Annotated in this window: 18 protein-coding genes and 1 tRNA gene; 14 read left to right on the top strand and 5 right to left on the bottom strand. The window is 49.8% G+C overall.

Going from position 1 to position 15,599, the window contains the following annotated elements; all coding sequences use genetic code 11:
• Window positions 1-5: 5 nt before the first annotated feature.
• Both GY634_RS09930 and GY634_RS09925 read right to left on the bottom strand, forming a co-directional pair.
• On the bottom strand, window positions 6-608 hold the full coding sequence (locus GY634_RS09930; protein WP_166408373.1) for a TetR/AcrR family transcriptional regulator: 603 nt from the start codon (window positions 606-608) through the stop codon (window positions 6-8).
• Window positions 605-1,051, bottom strand: a complete 447-nt coding sequence (locus tag GY634_RS09925; RefSeq protein WP_166408372.1) for a hypothetical protein — start codon at window positions 1,049-1,051, stop codon at window positions 605-607. The genes GY634_RS09930 and GY634_RS09925 overlap by 4 nt, the downstream gene beginning before the upstream one ends.
• A gap of 155 nt (window positions 1,052-1,206) precedes the next feature.
• Here GY634_RS09925 and GY634_RS09920 point away from each other — a divergent pair, with 155 nt between their 5' ends.
• Genes GY634_RS09920 through GY634_RS09900 form a run of 5 tightly spaced genes read left to right on the top strand, consistent with a single transcriptional unit; the run spans window position 1,207 to window position 5,778 of the window.
• Entirely contained in the window at window positions 1,207-2,367 is a 1,161-nt protein-coding gene (locus tag GY634_RS09920; RefSeq protein ID WP_242683678.1) for an ABC transporter substrate-binding protein, read from the top strand.
• Window positions 2,367-3,284 (top strand): branched-chain amino acid ABC transporter permease, encoded by a 918-nt coding sequence (locus tag GY634_RS09915; RefSeq protein WP_166408370.1) that lies wholly within the window; start codon window positions 2,367-2,369, stop codon window positions 3,282-3,284. Before GY634_RS09920 ends, GY634_RS09915 begins: the two co-directional genes overlap by 1 nt.
• A gap of 11 nt (window positions 3,285-3,295) precedes the next feature.
• The gene (locus GY634_RS09910; RefSeq protein ID WP_166408369.1) at window positions 3,296-4,321 is read left to right on the top strand and encodes a branched-chain amino acid ABC transporter permease; all 1,026 of its coding nucleotides are present in this window, start codon (window positions 3,296-3,298) and stop codon (window positions 4,319-4,321) included.
• Window positions 4,318-5,064: an ABC transporter ATP-binding protein gene (locus GY634_RS09905; protein WP_207625570.1), complete on the top strand. Its 747-nt coding sequence runs from the start codon at window positions 4,318-4,320 to the stop codon at window positions 5,062-5,064. The genes GY634_RS09910 and GY634_RS09905 overlap by 4 nt, the downstream gene beginning before the upstream one ends.
• 3 nt (window positions 5,065-5,067) lie before the next feature.
• Window positions 5,068-5,778, top strand: coding sequence for an ABC transporter ATP-binding protein (locus GY634_RS09900; protein WP_166408368.1), 711 nt, complete (start codon window positions 5,068-5,070; stop codon window positions 5,776-5,778).
• Here GY634_RS09900 and GY634_RS09895 read toward each other — a convergent pair.
• Window positions 5,775-6,470 (bottom strand): GntR family transcriptional regulator, encoded by a 696-nt coding sequence (locus GY634_RS09895; protein WP_242683677.1) that lies wholly within the window; start codon window positions 6,468-6,470, stop codon window positions 5,775-5,777. The genes GY634_RS09900 and GY634_RS09895 overlap by 4 nt on opposite strands.
• 73 nt (window positions 6,471-6,543) lie before the next feature.
• Window positions 6,544-7,338 carry a sulfite exporter TauE/SafE family protein gene (locus GY634_RS09890; protein ID WP_166408367.1) on the bottom strand — a complete coding sequence of 265 codons (795 nt, stop codon included), beginning with the start codon at window positions 7,336-7,338 and terminating at the stop codon, window positions 6,544-6,546.
• A 385-nt stretch (window positions 7,339-7,723) separates the two neighbouring features.
• Here GY634_RS09890 and GY634_RS09885 point away from each other — a divergent pair, with 385 nt between their 5' ends.
• The 5 genes from GY634_RS09885 (at window position 7,724) to GY634_RS09865 (ending at window position 12,844) form a co-directional block, all read left to right on the top strand.
• Window positions 7,724-9,001 (top strand): L-fuconate dehydratase, encoded by a 1,278-nt coding sequence (locus tag GY634_RS09885; protein WP_166408366.1) that lies wholly within the window; start codon window positions 7,724-7,726, stop codon window positions 8,999-9,001.
• Between the two features lie 112 nt (window positions 9,002-9,113).
• Entirely contained in the window at window positions 9,114-10,094 is a 981-nt protein-coding gene (locus GY634_RS09880; RefSeq protein ID WP_166408365.1) for a C4-dicarboxylate TRAP transporter substrate-binding protein, read from the top strand.
• A gap of 100 nt (window positions 10,095-10,194) precedes the next feature.
• Window positions 10,195-10,677: a TRAP transporter small permease gene (locus tag GY634_RS09875; protein WP_166408364.1), complete on the top strand. Its 483-nt coding sequence runs from the start codon at window positions 10,195-10,197 to the stop codon at window positions 10,675-10,677.
• Window positions 10,674-11,945, top strand: a complete 1,272-nt coding sequence (locus GY634_RS09870; protein WP_166408363.1) for a TRAP transporter large permease — start codon at window positions 10,674-10,676, stop codon at window positions 11,943-11,945. Before GY634_RS09875 ends, GY634_RS09870 begins: the two co-directional genes overlap by 4 nt.
• 86 nt (window positions 11,946-12,031) lie before the next feature.
• Window positions 12,032-12,844 carry an IclR family transcriptional regulator gene (locus GY634_RS09865; RefSeq protein WP_166408362.1) on the top strand — a complete coding sequence of 271 codons (813 nt, stop codon included), beginning with the start codon at window positions 12,032-12,034 and terminating at the stop codon, window positions 12,842-12,844.
• Between the two features lie 105 nt (window positions 12,845-12,949).
• On the opposite strand, the gene GY634_RS09860 is transcribed toward GY634_RS09865, so the two are convergent.
• A tRNA-Asn gene (locus tag GY634_RS09860) sits at window positions 12,950-13,025 on the bottom strand.
• Window positions 13,026-13,291: 266 nt separating this feature from the next.
• Here GY634_RS09860 and GY634_RS09855 point away from each other — a divergent pair.
• Genes GY634_RS09855 through GY634_RS09840 form a run of 4 tightly spaced genes read left to right on the top strand, consistent with a single transcriptional unit; the run spans window position 13,292 to window position 15,587 of the window.
• Window positions 13,292-13,789, top strand: coding sequence for a cupin domain-containing protein (locus tag GY634_RS09855; protein ID WP_166408361.1), 498 nt, complete (start codon window positions 13,292-13,294; stop codon window positions 13,787-13,789).
• A gap of 12 nt (window positions 13,790-13,801) precedes the next feature.
• Window positions 13,802-14,116 (top strand): NIPSNAP family protein, encoded by a 315-nt coding sequence (locus tag GY634_RS09850; RefSeq protein WP_166408360.1) that lies wholly within the window; start codon window positions 13,802-13,804, stop codon window positions 14,114-14,116.
• A gap of 11 nt (window positions 14,117-14,127) precedes the next feature.
• Entirely contained in the window at window positions 14,128-15,066 is a 939-nt protein-coding gene (locus GY634_RS09845; RefSeq protein WP_166408359.1) for a 3-hydroxyacyl-CoA dehydrogenase, read from the top strand.
• A complete protein-coding gene (locus tag GY634_RS09840) occupies window positions 15,063-15,587 on the top strand; it encodes a TRAP transporter small permease (protein WP_242683676.1) in 525 nt (174 codons plus the stop codon). Before GY634_RS09845 ends, GY634_RS09840 begins: the two co-directional genes overlap by 4 nt.
• Window positions 15,588-15,599 lie beyond the last annotated feature (12 nt).

Raw genomic sequence — 15,599 nt, 5'->3', positions numbered from 1 at the left:
CAGCGTTAATGCGAGAGGGCTGCTGCAAAGGTATTGGCAAGCAATGAGGCCAATGCAGGAAGCTGTTGTGGGGTGTGGTTAGAGATCATGGTGTCGGCCAAACCGTGCATGCTTTGAAACATCATGATGGCCATTTCGTGTGGGTGTTCGCAGTGCCATACACCAGCCGTTAGGCCTTCTTGTATGAACTGAATTAATTGTGTGATGACAGGGTTCTGCTGCATCAGGGAACGACTGGCAGGGTGTATGTCGTGAAACAGCATGTCATGCAGTAATTCTTGTTGCGTCAGGCTAGATAGAGCAGCCTCAAACCAATGCTGTAGACGTTGGTGCCAACTGGCATAGGGCTGGTGGAACGCCTGGTGAGTACGCACACAAAAGTCATCAATAAAGCGCTGTTGCAGCGCCATCATCAAGATGTCTTTAGAGCCAAAGTGTACGTAGAAGGTCCCTTTGGCGACGCCTGCTGCCATGACGATGTCATCCACGCTAGTGTGCTGTATGCCTTTTTCTAAGAACAGCTGTTGTGCAGCATTCATTAGCTCTAGACGTCGTTCTTTAGGGGCGCGACGCCTAGGGCGTAATGGTGTAGAGGGGGAGGGGGTCATGAACGTACAGCAGTTTGCAGGGCAGTGATGGTATGTTCTAGTGTGTCAGAGTTTGGCAAAGGCTGCTTGAAAATCTGCTCTTCTAACCACTGCAGGGCGGCAGGGATAGTGTCAAAGGTTTGTGCTGGTACGCCAAATAGTTTTTCAGCATTCATTTTGCTGACTTTAGGGTAAAGGTCTGCGGGTACCACGGTAGCCATGCCCGTTACTTTTTCACGGATGTTGGCTCCCCATTGCTGTAGCCATAGTTTAGATTGCTGGGCTGAACCCGCAGGATGAGTGAGGGAGTCACCATCCATGAAAATACGCAAGGTAGCAAAAGGTTGGTCTTGTTGCAGCCATTGCGCCCATTGTTCAAAAAAACCGTCGTATTCCTCTATGGTAGCGGGGCCCGAGGCGACGGTAGTAATAAGCGGCCAATGAGAGAGATCGTTTTTAAGCATAGGTAACTCCTGTAGTTCTTAATTGAGAATGGTAATGACTACTAGTCAGTAGTGCAGGTGTTGTGAAGTGTAAAAAAATTCTTAATGCGTATCATTCTTGTCTCTAAAGACTGCTTATAATGCTGGGGTATGCCTAAAAAGGAATGATGATGAAAATGAGAACAGTTTCACTGATGATCGGTTTGATGATGGCCTGCTCAGGCGTGCAAGCTGAAGAGGCTGCCAAAATCGGTTTTATGAGTGAGTTGTCCGGCCCGCAAGCGGCATTGGGTCAAGATAAGCTTGATGCGTTCATGATGGTCGTAGAGCAAAACGGCGGCACCTTGGGCGGTGTGCCGGTAGAGGTCATCAAGCGTGATACACAGCTAAAGCCTGAGGTGGCTAGTCAAATAGCTGACGAGCTGATTGAAAAAGAAAAAGTGGCTATCGTCACAGGCTTTTCCTTCACCAACATCATGATGGCGGTGGCCAAGAAGTTTGCGGATGCTAATGTCATTGTCATGAGTGCGAGTGCTGGCCCTGCGCCACTGGCGGGTGAGCAGTGCGATCCCCATGTGTTTGTCATGAGCAAACAAAACGATCAGTTTGCGGAAACGATGGGTGTGTATGCCAAGAATCAAGGCTACGAGCGTGTGATTACGCTGGCACCAAACTATCAGGCGGGTAAAGATTTTGTGCGAGGCTTTAAAGTAGCCTACGAAACAGAACTGCAAGATGAAATCTACACACCGCTGAATCAGTTGGATTTTTCCACAGAAATTTCGCGCATTATGGCTGAGCAGCCCGATGCCGTGTATGTGTTTTACCCCGGTGGCTTGGGCGTGAGCTTTGTGCGTGCGTATCAGCAGTCTGGATTGATGGGCCGCATTCCGTTGATGAGTGTATCGACGGTGGACGGTACTACCTTGCCGGCTCTTAAAGGCTCTGCAGTAGGGGTATTGAGTGCGTCAGACTGGGGGCCAGACCTAGACAACAGCGCCAACCAACAGTTTGTGCAAGATTTCACGCAGAAATACGGCCGTATTCCCTCTGAGTATGCTGCGCAGTCTTACGATGCCGCCAGATTGCTGGATTCTGCGTTGAAAAAAGTAGAAGGTAATGTAGACGATACTGCCGCGTTGCAAGCCGCGATTAAAGCCGCTGAGTTTGAGTCGGTACGTGGCAACTTCAGATTCAACACCAATAACTACCCCATACAAGACTTTTACGTGTTTGAGGTGGTGAACCAAGATGGTGGGGAAACTACCTTGAAGACGGTGACCAAAACCTTGACGGATGCCAAGGATAGTTATTACCAGGCGTGCCCGATGCAGTGATGTTTTGGAATCTCTTTTTCTCGCAACTGCTCAACGGGGTTCAGTTGGGCATGTTGCTGTTTCTGTTTGCCGCTGGGCTAACGCTGGTATTGGGGATCATGAATTTCGTGAACCTCAGCCACGGGTCTTTCTACATGATGGGGGCCTACTTTTCGGCCGTTACCTTTACGCACACTGACTCCTTCGTGTTGGCGGGGGTAGCGGGCGTAGGTGGCACCATGTTGTTGGCGATGGCCTTGGAGTTCGTCGCCTTACGGCGCCTGTATGCGCGTGACCACTTGGATCAAGTGTTGGCAACGCTAGGGTTAATCTTATTTTTCAATGAAACAGCGCGCATGATCTGGGGCGCGCAGCCCTTGTTTGCCAGCGTGCCTGACTGGGCCAACGGTGCAGTCAGCATCTTTGGTATGTTTTATCCCTTGTATAGATTGCTGATCATTGCGATGGGGTTGGCAGTCGCCGTGCTGATCTATTGGCTTATACACCGCACCCGTGTGGGTATGCTGGTGCGTGCAAGCTCTACGCATGTGGATATCGTGTCGGCCTTGGGGGTCAATGCTAGGTTGCTTAATACACTGTTATTTAGTGTGGGGGCGGGCCTTGCGGCATTAGCAGGTTGGTTGGTGGGGCCCATTGTGTCGGTGCAGTCCGGTATGGGCGATAACGTATTGATTTTGGCCTTGGTCGTGATTGTGATTGGCGGCATAGGTTCTATACGCGGGGCTTTTTATGCGGCCCTGTTGATTGGTATTGTCGACACCCTTGGTCGTGCGTATATGGCACAGATACTGCGTGGGTTTTTAGAGCGTAGTGTGGCAGATGCAGCGGGACCAGCGTTGGCGTCTATGTTGATTTATTTGTTTATGGCTATTGTGCTGGCGTTTAAGCCGCATGGTCTGTTTCCGGTTAAGCGCTGAGGGTTTCAGGTATGACGTCTTCATCGCAAGGCAAAAACTGCCACCGTACTACTGCTCTCCCGCTGTGCTTCCCTGAGCCCATACGTTGGTGTTCGGTGCGGACTATAGCCGCTATTGTATTGATAGGCTTGCTGTTAGCCATACCGGTGTTGTCGCAGTGGTTGGGGCAAAGTTTTTATCTCACCTTAGCCACGCGTATCGTGATTTTTGCGATAGTCGCCAGTGGGCTGAACTTGATTTTAGGCTTTGGTGGCTTAGTCAGTATGGGCCACGCCATGTTCGTGGGGCTGGGTGCTTATGTGGTGGGCATTAGCAGTTTCCATGGGTTTTATGATGGCTGGATGCAGGTAGGTATAGCAATCGTGATCACCATAGCGGTGTCATTGCTAACAGGGTTGGTGTCCTTACGTACGCGAGGCATAGGGTTCATCATGATCACCTTGGCGTTTGGGCAAATGTTCTACTTTTTGTTTGTCAGCCTAAAGCAATATGGTGGTGATGATGGGTTATTGATCCCACAGCGTAGCCAGTTTGCTTTTCTCCCCGACTTAAACAATAAAGTGACGTTGTATTACGTATCGGTGGCGGTATTGCTGTTGGTGATGGGCGTGATATGGCGGGTGGTGCATAGTCGTTTTGGCTATGTGCTACGAGGCTTTAAAGCCAACGAACAACGTATGGTGGCAGCGGGGTTCCCGCGCTTGCGCTATCAGTTATCAGCCTATGTGGCCTCTGCTGTTATTTGCGCGATAGCGGGTGTGTTGCTCGCTAACCTAACCTTGTTTGCGTCACCCTCCTATTTGTCATGGCAGGCTTCTGGTGACTATGTGTTGATGATTGTGTTGGGTGGCATGGGCACAGTCATGGGGCCGTTGTTGGGCACCGCTGTATTCTTACTGCTAGAAGAAGCCTTGTCGGGTATGACGCAGCATTGGATGGCCATCATTGGTTTGTTTATCTTCTTAATTGCGTTGTTTTCCAGAAAAGGGCTGTGGGGAGCGTTGATAGGTCGCTCTAGCAAGGAGGCCCAATCATGAGCGCGCTCTTGTCGGTGCAGGGATTACAAAAACGCTTTGGTGGCTTAGTGGCGACGGATGATGTGTCGTTGGACGTGTTACCTGGTGAGTGCCACGCCTTAATAGGCCCTAACGGCGCGGGTAAAACCACGTTGATGGGCTTGTTGGTGGGCGAGCTAGCTCCCGACGCAGGAGCTATCTATTTTCAGGGTAAAAACATCAGCGCTTTACCTGCCCATCAGCGGTCGTTGCGGGGCATTGCGAGGTCGTACCAAATCACGCAATTGCTGAAAGGCTTTAGCGTGCTGGAAAACGTCATGATGATGATTCTGGCGCGTACGGGTTCGGCATGGCAGGTATGGAAACCGGTGCGTAGCAATCAGGCTGTGAGTGATGAAGCTATCGCTGCATTGCAGCAGGTAGGTCTTGCGCACCGAGCGCACGATGACGTCATGGCGTTGGCGCATGGCGAACACAGGCAGTTGGAATTAGCCATGGCCTTAGCCATGAAGCCCACGTTGCTGCTGTTAGATGAGCCGTTGGCGGGTATGAGTCGTTCGGAGTCGCAGCAAATGATCGCTTTGCTGCAAGAGCTAAAAAACCAATACAGCATTCTGATGGTAGAGCACGATATGGAGGCCGTATTTCAGTTGGCCGATAGAATTTCGGTGCTGGTATATGGGCGCATTATTGCGTGCGATACCCCACAGGCTATACGTCAAAACGACGCGGTGAACCGAGCCTACTTGGGGGATGAGGAGTAAGCTATGTCTACCTTGCTAACGGTACAAGATGTACACGCCAGTTACGGCAGAAGTCAGGCCTTACATGGCGTGAACCTGACGCTAAACGAGGGAGAGGTCTTAACCCTTCTAGGGCGTAATGGCATGGGTAAAAGCACCTTGCTGAAATGCATCATGGGGTTGTTGCCGGTGCGTCGTGGCAGCATTGGTTTTTCGGGTAAAGCGACTCAGAAACTGGCTGCATTTGAAGTGGCGCGCTTGGGCATAGGTTACGTGCCAGAAGGCAGGCAGATATTTCCTACCTTAAATGTGGAAGAAAACCTGTTGGCCACAGCAGCAAACCGGCATGGTGTCAGCCCTGCATTTGATTTACAGCGTATTTATGCTTTTTTTCCTAGGTTGCATGAACGTCGCAGCAATATGGGAAATCAATTGTCAGGTGGCGAGCAGCAAATGCTAGCCATAGGCCGAGCCTTAATGACCAACCCTCGGTTGTTGATTTTGGATGAGGCCACCGAAGGCTTGGCGCCCTTAGTGCGCGCCGAAATTTGGCGGGTTTTAGGCGAGCTGCGCGCGACCGGCTTAGCCATGATTATTGTGGATAAAAACCTGAAGCCCTTATTGCAGTTAGCGAACCAACACGTAGTGCTGGAAAAAGGGCATGTGGTGTGGTCTGGCAGTAGTCAGGCGCTGCAAGATAACAGGTTGCTGGTAGAGCAATATCTAGGCGTTTAGTCGCCGTCTATTTCCTCACCTAGCAGGGCGATGCGTGCTTTTTGAGCTTCGCGTATGTGCAAGGCAGCAGCATCGCTGGCAGCTTGGCTGTCACGAGCAATGATGGCGTTGATAATGTTTCGGTGCTCTTGAATCACTTGTTGAGCGCGCCCAGCCACTTCAAAGGTAGTTTTGCCCAACAAAATCATAGAATCGCGAATGGAATTCAAGGATTTCAATAGATAGCGATTATGGGCAGCGTAGGCCAACGCGTGATGAAACACACGGTTATGACGCGCTTGCTCTACGGGAGTGCTGGCTGCTTCGTAGCGCTTCATGATTTCGTTTAGTGAATAGATCTCGGCGTCACTGGCGTGCTTAGCGGCTAAACCGGCAGCTGTGCTTTCTAGCACTACACGCATATCGTAAAGCTCCATGACCTCTTGGTACCCTAGGCGGGTAATCTGCATGCCACTGTATGGTGCGCTAGTAAGTAAACCAGCGGTCTCTAAGCGACGTAAAGCCTCTCGAACAGGGGTGCGGCTCATCTTTAGCCACGTGGCAATTTCTACCTCGGTAATACGGTGTCCTGGTTTTAGTGCACCTTCACGTATACCGTCCAGAATTTTTTGATAAGCCAGTTCTGAGCGGGATGTACGATCGTCTGAGGAGTCTAGGGGTTCGTTCATGGGAAAAGCGGCTGACGCGGTCATGCCTAAAGTAGCCTGAGGATTTTATTATGGTGAGGCTATTGTAGGGGGCTTAAGGCCAAATACAAAAGCCTGCTTAGCGTGCAAGAAGCACGACAGCCACAATTGTGCACACCACAGCAAAAAGTCGCTGCCATAGGGGGGCGGGAATACGTGGTGCTATTAAGCGCCCGCCAACCATGCCCAACATGGTGCAGGAGATAAAGAGCCACTGTGGGGCTGTAATGGCCAGCCCGTGTGAAAAGGCCGAGACCACTGTCGTAGCCGAGACTAGCGCAATCACCATTAGGGAAGTGGGTACGATGTTGTCCATTTTTGCATTACTGAAATAAGCCAAGGCCGGCACAATAATAAATCCGCCCCCTATGCCTAATAGACCGGTAAAAAAACCTGCTACTGCACCTATGCCTGCCAGTGTGATGGCGGTGGCGAGAGTCCAGATAAATTTGCCACTTGTGGGCGAGAGCACGCATACCTTGGCAGGTAGTGGACTCGTGTCATTCATGGGTAAGGATTGCTGTTTTCTAGTCTGATGCCACATGCGCAAAGCCACCAGAAAGAGCACAACAGCAAAGCAGATGTTTAGCCAATAAGGGTCAGCAAAGTGGGTGGCCCAAAGCCCAAGAGGGGAGGTAATACCACCTGCCACAGCCATGACAGCCGCCGCCTTATAGCGTACTTTGCCGTCGCGCAAGGCTTGTAATACACCTACCAATGCTGCAGCGCCTACGGCAATTAAGGCTATAGGTGCGGCTTGGGGGAGCGTTAATCCCAGACCGAACATGAGGGCGGGTACCGCTAAGATACCGCCGCCCGCGCCTGTTAAACCCAAAGAAAGACCAATGATGAGACCTAAGCTAACTGCCCACATATGCAAATATCTAAATTTCTAAAAGAAATAAACTTATATCAATAAATAATATGATAGGTGATGCAAGAGGGTTTGACGAGGGGGCATAAGGCCGAAATAGAAGGCCTCTACTGTGGACGAAGGTTAAAAAGACGAAGAAAAAATGCAGAACTGTGGCGAGCTAGCCGCATGTGGTGGCGTGCATCGCCACTACAGCTTGAAGTAGGGGTTTGCCCTTGTATTTGAATTTCAGCGCTGACAATCGCTGGAATTTTTTTTAACCGTATGCTTTCATATAAAAAAGTAACTTTCATTTATAAATCTTTGTTTAGAGGTAAATGAAATTTACGGTGTGCTTAGAGGCTCTAAGTGGTGGTTCGTATTAATCCTCAGGATGAAGTAAGTAATGACAAAAATTACCTCAATGGAAGTGCGGGACATTCGCTTCCCTACGTCGGACAATCTGGATGGCTCGGATGCCATGAACTTGGACCCCGATTACTCGGCGGCTTATGTGGTGCTACATACCGATACGGCAGGGCTAGAGGGGCATGGGCTGACCTTTACTATTGGCCGCGGTAACGATATTTGTTGTGCCGCAATCCGGGCGATGGAGCACTTGGTAGTGGGGCTGGATTTGGCATGGGTGGCAGCAGATATGGGGCGTTTTTGGCGTCATATCACCAGCGACAGCCAATTGCGTTGGATTGGTCCAGATAAGGGAGCGATTCATTTGGCGACTGGTGCCGTGGTTAATGCCATGTGGGATCTATGGGCGAAATCCGAAGGCAAACCGGTGTGGCGCTTAGTGGCCGATATGAGCCCCGAAGAAATCGTCAAACTTATAGACTTCCGCTACATCACTGACTGCATCACACCAGAAGAAGCGCTAGCACTTTTGCGTAGCCGTGGTCAGGGTAAGGCTGAGCGTATCGCCGATTTAGAGCAAAACGGCTACCCCTGCTATACGACCTCAGCGGGATGGTTGGGCTATGACGACGAGAAACTGCGCCGTTTAGCGCAAGAGGCAGTAGACGCTGGTTTTGATTACGTGAAATTAAAAGTAGGCCGCGATTTGGAAGACGATAAACGTCGTCTACGTATTGCGCGTGAAGTGCTGGGTGAACGCAACCTCATGATTGATGCCAATCAGGTCTGGGAAGTGAACCAAGCCATTGAGTGGTTGGATCAGTTGGCCTTTGCTAAACCGTGGTTTATTGAAGAGCCTACTAGCCCAGATGATATTGCAGGCCACCGAAAAATCCGCGAAGCCATGAAAGGCAAAATGCAGGTGGCTACCGGTGAAATGTGCCAGAACCGCATTATGTTCAAGCAGTTGATTATGGAAGGCGCGATTGATGTGGTGCAAATTGATGCCTGCCGTTTGGGCGGTGTTAATGAGGTGTTAGCTGTAATGCTGATGGCTGCTAAGTACAACTTGAAAGTATGTCCTCATGCTGGCGGGGTAGGGTTGTGCGAGTACGTGCAGCACTTGTCCATGATCGACTACGTGTGTATTGCAGGTACTAAAGATGGGTGTGTGATCGAGTTTGTGGATCATTTGCATGAACACTTTGTAGACCCTTGCCGCATTAAAAATGCCGCCTACGTAGCACCTTCCATGCCGGGCTATTCCATTGAAATGAAACGGGCCTCTATAGATCAGTACGAGTTTAGGGGTTAAACACGACTACATGGCCGCGCACCGTTACATCGTTCGGCGACAACAAGAACAGGTGTGCGGTGATGTTTCAAGCAGCATGTGGCAACCATCATTAGTTATTCTGGAGACAACAATGAAAACACTAAAATCTTATGCCGTAGCAGCGTTATCAACCTTTGCATTAGCAGCGCCTATGGCGGTTTTGGCGGCTCCCACTACCATCAAAGTAGCCTATGAAAATCACCCTGGTGAGCCGGCCGATTTGGTAATGAATTATTGGGCTGATTTGCTGAAGGAACGCAGTAACGGTGAAATTCTGCTAGAGCTATACCCTAGTTCACAGTTGGGCTCTAAAAGCGATGTGATGGATCAGGCGCTGATGGGGATGAACGTGGTGACGATTAGTGATGTGGGTTTCATGGCCGATTATGAGCCAGACTTGGCTGCGCTGTATGGCCCCTTTTTGACGGAAAACACAGAAAAGCTTTTTGAGCTCTACGATAGTCCGTGGTTTGCTGAGAAAAACAAATCCTTGCGTGAACAAGGTGTGCACTTGGTGATTACTAACTATAACTATGGTGATCGTCACATCATCGCGAAAAAACCTATTCGCACACCTGAAGATTTGGCGGGGATGAAAATTCGTGTGCCCAATAACGTCATCCAAATCAAAACCTTTGAAGCCATGGGAGCCACGCCTACTCCTATGCCATTGGCGGATGTGTACCCAGCGCTGACGCAAGGGGTGATTGATGGTGCAGAAAACCCACTTAGTGTGCTGTACGGGCAAAAGCTGCATGAACCTGCCAAGTATTTGTCACTGGTGAATTACTTAACCACCGCAGCGGTGTGGGTGGGTGGCGAAGCCTTCTTCAGCACGTTGCCTGAAGAGCAGTTAGCGTTGATTCACGAAACAGGACGCGAGGCAGGTTTGTACAGTCAGCAACTGGCCAAAGAAAGTGATGCCAAGGTGTTAGAGCTGATGCGTGCCGAAGGGGTAGAGGTTATTGAGCCTGACCGTGAGGTCTTTAAAGCCAAAGCTCTGAAGGTGTATGAGCAGTTTCCAGAGTGGTCGCCTAACTTGTACCAAACCCTGCAAGACCAGCTGAAATAAGACGGGTTGTAGTGTGTTGCTGCTCATCACTGTTGTGCGTTGCGGTGGGTGTCTGTGCCACGGTAAGCGCAAGGGTGATGAGCGTTATGGCCGAGGGTGAATGATGATGAGACAAGTAGCAAACAAGTGGGGGAATGCCCTGCTGGGCCTGCTGTTAGGGGTGCTGGTATGCATTACGGTGGGCGGTGTGTTTATGCGCTACGTGATGCACACGCCGTGGCATTGGGTTGAGGAAATGTCGGGCTTGTTAATGGTGTGGATTATTTTCATGGGCGTTTTTTTTGCTGAGCGCGATCATGAAAACCTCACTATTAGCTTTTTGACGGATGCTATGCGTCCGCGGTTACGTCAGATTGTGTCTGTAGTGATAGGGGTGTTGTCCGTTGCGGTGCTAGTGATTGCCGCATGGTGGAGCTGGAATTTGGCCGGTGCTGTACAAGCACGTATGACACGTATTTTAGGGATTTCGTTGTTTTGGATTTATGTGCCCGTAACGATTGGTTTTGCCGCTACAGCCGTGCTGATGTGTAGGCGCCTTTTCTTGCCGGAGCCTGTGGCAAACGATAGTGGAGACGAAGCATGAGCTGGATGTGGATATTACCCATAATGTTTGGATTGATGTTGCTGAACATGCGCATCTATCTGGCCATGTTTACGGCGATTGTCGTTTACTTCTTGTTCTTTAATAGTCTGCCTTTTGGGGTGGCTGTTCAGCGTTTGGTGGCCCCCGCGCAAAACAGTACGTTGTTGGCGATTCCGTTTTTTATTTTGTTGGGCACATTGTTGTCTCACACAGGTGTAGCCGAGCGCATTTTGCATTTGGCCAATTTGCTGGTGGGGAAATTTAGGGGTGGCATGGCGATGGCAAACATCACCATGAGCACCTTAATGGGTGGGGTAAGTGCCTCTAACTTGGCCGATGCTGCCATGCTGTCCAAGATGATGGTGCCTGAAATGGAGCGTCAGGGCTATAGCCGTGCCTTTGCGGCGGCGGTGACGGCATCGGGCTCATTGGTAACGCCTATTATTCCGCCAGGTATTGCGCTGATTATTTACGGCATGGTGGCCGACGTTTCCATTGGTCGTATGTTCATGGCGGGTATTTTGCCAGGCTTGCTGTGTGCGTTGTTGTTGATGGTGGCGGTGTGGTTGGTCTCGGTGAAGCGTGGTTATAAGCCTATGCTTAAAGAGTGGCCTAAACCGCGCGAGCTAGGGCAAGCCACTTTTAATGCATGGCCAGCATTATTGGTATTGGTTGGGGTGGTAGGCGGTATACGTGCCAATATTTTTACGCCTACAGAAGCGGGTGCTGCGGGTGTGGTGATCGTGGCGTTTATAGGTTTTGTGATCTATAAAAAAATGACGCTAGGCCATGTGGGTCACGCGCTTACCACGACAGCTAAATCGACGGCCTCGATTATGTTGGTCATTATGGCCAGCTCGGCCTTGGCATGGATCTTTTCGTTAGAGCATGCTGGTGTTGCAATGGCGAGTTGGATTAGCAGCTTAACCGATAATAAATATGTGTTTTTAGCGGCAGTGAATATTTTGCTGTTGCTGCTGGGTATGTTTATTGAAGGTACAGCGTTGATCATCGTGCTGGTACCGTTGCTAAAACCAGTCATGATGCAAATGGGTATAGACCCCATACATTTTGGTTTGATCATGATTTTAAATTTGTCCATTGGCACACTGACTCCCCCTGTAGGAACAGTGATGCTATTGGTCTGCAATATCACGCGCGTGACCATGAACGAGTTCCTTAAAGAGTCGGTAGCGTTGTTATTGGCCTTGTTAGTCGCTTTGGCTTTGGTAACATACGTACCTGCAATCTCGTTATTACTAACGTGATCAGCATAAAGTGGTGGGCACGTCGGCAGTATGTTGGCGTTGCCCATTTTTATGATTGTGTACGAACACGAAGCAAAGCGTCCTGAATGGTTACTGCGAAAAAAACAGCCGATACAACAACAACACCGCGCTATGCAGCTCCTGCGCTTGAGAAGGGCTTAAACATTCTCGAGGTGTTATCCGATTCCTACGAGGGCTACACCTTGAACGAAATCTCTAAAAAGCTGGATCGCAGCATGAATGAGATTTTCCGAATGGTGATGACACTAGAGCGGTGCGACTGGGTGCAGGTGGATGAAAATGGCCGATACAGTCTGACATTACGCATGTTTAAGTTGGCGCATCAACATAGGCCTTTGCGGTCGTTGGTCAGTATTGCCACGCCCTTAATGCGAAAGCTAGTAAACCGAGCAAGGCAGTCGTGCCACTTAACGGTGTTGCAAGATGCCAAGGTGGTGGTGATTGCGCAAATTGATAGCCCTGAGCGCTGGTCTTTTGGTTTGAAGGTTGGGGCGTTGGTGGGGTTGCGTGATACCGCATCAGGGCACGTGTTGCTGGCCTATCGTGAAGAGGCTGAGCGCGAGCGCATTTTGGCACAGCATGGCCCGGTGGATGGCGAAAGTACGTTGACCAAATCGCAGTTGGATAAGGTATTAAAACAGGTGCGTGTCAGTGGTTATGCGGAAACGCCTAGCCAGCAAGTGAAGGGTATTGTGAATATTGCCTACCCGGTGTTTGGGCCGAATCAAACGGTGGTGGCTTGTTTGAATGTGCCGTATTTAGAGCGCGTAGATCTGGGCGTGCAGCCCTCGGTAGACGAGTTAAAAGAGATTGTGGATGGGTATGCCAAAGAGCTGTCCGAGATGATGGGCTACAGCAGTTATAACGCGAATCCTTAAGCAAGCAGCGGACACGCAAAAACGTCACCTAAGGGTGGCGTTTTTTTCTGTGGGGCTAGAAAAGCAAAAAGCGCTTATGAGTGAACATAAGCGCTTTTTTGAATTTGGCTCCCCGAGCAGGGCTCGAACCTGCGACCTGCGGATTAACAGTCCGTCGCTCTACCGACTGAGCTATCGGGGAATCGGTAAAGAAAGAACTATAGCATAGACCTAAAACGAAATACAAGCCCCTAGAGCAGCTTATTGTGAAATTCAGCATAAAGCGATGATGGCAGTAGGGTGTGGCTATTAGGAATGCAGTGTGTTTTTCTTGCTAACTTACATGTTTGTTAGTTTTTGTCTGCATTGTTTTAAATCTAGTGCTTTCCCTAATTCACTGTACAAACAAAAATCCAGATACTTACTCCTAACAAAACTGACAAACATGTAAGTTAATTGGAGGGGTTAATGGGAAAGCAGGTTTTTGAATCTGGATCGTGTCTAGTGCAACCCACGGGTAGTGAGAGTTACTGGCAGCCTGTGCCAGCCAATGGTTTTGTTCGTTGTCTGTTTAACAGCAAGGCATTAGAGGCGAAGGCGGCTTTCTCTGCGGGTACGCAAACCATTGATCCGGGCAGTTATGTGCGTGAACACATGCACGATACGCACGAGGAAGTTATCTACATTTATGAAGGCGAAGGTGTGGTGGTGCTAGATGGTGTAGAGCATGTGTTAGCACCGGGGGCCTCGCTGTATTTGGCTCCGCACAGTACGCATAAGTTTGTGAATACAGGTACTGGCCCGCTGTCGTTCTTTTGGATGCTAATGCCGGGTGGTTTAGATGATTTTTTTAAACAAATAGGTAGAGAGCGTCAAGCTGGTGATACCCCACCTGCACCGTTTCCTCGCCCAGAGAACATTGAAGAAATAGAGGCCAACACAGTATTTGGTTGGACTAAGTCGTAGAAGGGGAGAAAAGTGTATATAGAAGAACGTGATTACCGTATTAAACCTGGTTTGGTGCCACAGTTTGTGCGTACGTATGAAGAGCATGGCTTGGCTTTGCAAAAACAGTATTTAGGCAAGTTTTTGGGGTATTTCATCTCTGAAATCGGTGAGCTTAATCATGTGGTGGCATTGTGGTCGTATGACAGCTTGGATGAGCGTGATAGAGCGCGCAGCCAAATGTTGGCCGACGAGAGATGGCAAGCCTATTTAAGCAAAGTGATTGATTTAATTGATACGCAGCAGACGCGTATTTTGAAGCCTGTTTCGTTTTCGCCTATAGGCTAGTGGTGAGTAGCATGAAGAAAGTAGCTGTTATAGGTGGTGGAATTATTGGTAGCTCATGGGCGGTGGTGTTTGCGCGTTCAGGGTTGCAAACCAGTTTGTACGATCATGATGTAGAGAGTGCGGCACGCATCAGCGCCAACATCAGAGAGAGCGTACAAAACTCTATCGCATTGCTGACTGAAGGCGATAGTGTTGACGATGTGGTAGCGCGAATCACCATCAGCAATAGTTTGGCAGAAGCGGTGCACGATGCTGACTATATACAAGAGGCAGCATCAGAAAACCTAGAGTTGAAGCAGAAGTTGTTTGCGGATGTAGCCGCGCACGCCAAAAGCACAGCTATTTTTGCAAGTTCTACCTCTACGTATGGGGCGAGTTTATTTACACGTGATTTGGCGCAGCGTGAGCGTTGTTTGGTTGTACACCCCATGACCCCTCCGCATTTAATGCCTATTGTGGAAGTGGTTGGGGCAGAGTGGACCAGCCCTGAGGTGGTCAAAACAGCCTGCACGTTTATGGAGCAGTTAGGACAAAGACCTGTAGTGCTGCAGCAAGAGGTTCCGGGGTTTGTGTTGAACCGTTTGCAAGGCGCGCTGTTAATGGAAATGTTCGAGTTGATTGCAAACGGAGTGATTCGCCCCGCTGATGCCGACTTGATCATTAGCCAAGGGTTAGGGTTGCGTTGGTCAGTGGTAGGTCCTTTGGAAGGCATAGATTTAAATGCGCCCACAGGGATTCAAGGGTACTTAGAGCGTTACGGGCATATTTTTAATGAGATGGCACAAGCCAAAGGGCTACGTCCTCCGGTAGATACGCCATTGATTCAAACATTGCATCACGCCATGCGGGCATCGTTGGAGTTAGAGCAACTGGATGCGAAGCGCGCCTGGCGAGATCAAGCCGTTGCGGCAGTGCAGTTACAACTCAGAGGGATGGAGGAACGCACATGATGGGCCTAGTGAAATTGGTGGATGGTTTGAACGGCGCTATCCGATGGGTGTTAGCAGCATGCTTATTAGGCATGACACTGTGCACATTGTGGCAGGTGGCGGTGCGTTTTCTACTGGGCACCTTTAGTTTGAATATCGCGGCACCCTGGACGGAAGAAGTGGCTCGCTACTTGATGATTTGGGTCATTTTTCTGGGGGCATCTATAGCGTGTAGAAAAGCACAGCTTATTTCACTGGATGTGGTGGTGTTTAGCCTGCCCAGAAAGATTGGTGTGTTTATGCGCTATGTCTCGTTAGTGGTGTGTTTAGCCTTTTTTGTACTGATGGTGCAGTTAGGCATGGAGTTTTTAGAGTTTGGTGCGATTGAGTCTAGCCCGGTGCTGTCTATGTCCAAAACGTGGGTGTACGCCGCAATGCCCTTGGGTTTTAGTCTCATGATTCTCAATACCGTAGCCCTCATTATCGAGACCATTAGTCGTGGTGAAGATATACGGTTTACCAATGGCGAAAATGTGGAGTAGGGGACGATCATG

The organism is Paenalcaligenes suwonensis, assembly GCF_011290505.1.
In the GTDB taxonomy this organism is placed as follows: domain Bacteria; phylum Pseudomonadota; class Gammaproteobacteria; order Burkholderiales; family Burkholderiaceae_B; genus Paenalcaligenes; species Paenalcaligenes suwonensis.
This window is presented reverse-complemented; position numbering and strand designations above follow the sequence as displayed.

Bases quoted from the DNA above. Each gene is read 5' to 3' on its own strand.
- GY634_RS09930 (WP_166408373.1), bottom strand. From the start codon at position 608: ATGACCCCCTCCCCCTCTACACCATTACGCCCTAGGCGTCGCGCCCCT.
- GY634_RS09900 (WP_166408368.1), top strand. From the start codon at position 5,068: ATGTCTACCTTGCTAACGGTACAAGATGTACACGCCAGTTACGGCAGA.
- GY634_RS09915 (WP_166408370.1), top strand. From the start codon at position 2,367: ATGTTTTGGAATCTCTTTTTCTCGCAACTGCTCAACGGGGTTCAGTTG.
- GY634_RS09870 (WP_166408363.1), top strand. From the start codon at position 10,674: ATGAGCTGGATGTGGATATTACCCATAATGTTTGGATTGATGTTGCTG.
- GY634_RS09855 (WP_166408361.1), top strand. From the start codon at position 13,292: ATGGGAAAGCAGGTTTTTGAATCTGGATCGTGTCTAGTGCAACCCACG.
- GY634_RS09925 (WP_166408372.1), bottom strand. From the start codon at position 1,051: ATGCTTAAAAACGATCTCTCTCATTGGCCGCTTATTACTACCGTCGCC.
- GY634_RS09845 (WP_166408359.1), top strand. From the start codon at position 14,128: ATGAAGAAAGTAGCTGTTATAGGTGGTGGAATTATTGGTAGCTCATGG.
- GY634_RS09885 (WP_166408366.1), top strand. From the start codon at position 7,724: ATGACAAAAATTACCTCAATGGAAGTGCGGGACATTCGCTTCCCTACG.
- GY634_RS09905 (WP_207625570.1), top strand. From the start codon at position 4,318: ATGAGCGCGCTCTTGTCGGTGCAGGGATTACAAAAACGCTTTGGTGGC.
- GY634_RS09865 (WP_166408362.1), top strand. From the start codon at position 12,032: ATGGTTACTGCGAAAAAAACAGCCGATACAACAACAACACCGCGCTAT.
- GY634_RS09875 (WP_166408364.1), top strand. From the start codon at position 10,195: ATGATGATGAGACAAGTAGCAAACAAGTGGGGGAATGCCCTGCTGGGC.
- GY634_RS09890 (WP_166408367.1), bottom strand. From the start codon at position 7,338: ATGTGGGCAGTTAGCTTAGGTCTCATCATTGGTCTTTCTTTGGGTTTA.
- GY634_RS09910 (WP_166408369.1), top strand. From the start codon at position 3,296: ATGACGTCTTCATCGCAAGGCAAAAACTGCCACCGTACTACTGCTCTC.
- GY634_RS09840 (WP_242683676.1), top strand. From the start codon at position 15,063: ATGATGGGCCTAGTGAAATTGGTGGATGGTTTGAACGGCGCTATCCGA.
- GY634_RS09920 (WP_242683678.1), top strand. From the start codon at position 1,207: ATGAGAACAGTTTCACTGATGATCGGTTTGATGATGGCCTGCTCAGGC.
- GY634_RS09895 (WP_242683677.1), bottom strand. From the start codon at position 6,470: ATGACCGCGTCAGCCGCTTTTCCCATGAACGAACCCCTAGACTCCTCA.
- GY634_RS09880 (WP_166408365.1), top strand. From the start codon at position 9,114: ATGAAAACACTAAAATCTTATGCCGTAGCAGCGTTATCAACCTTTGCA.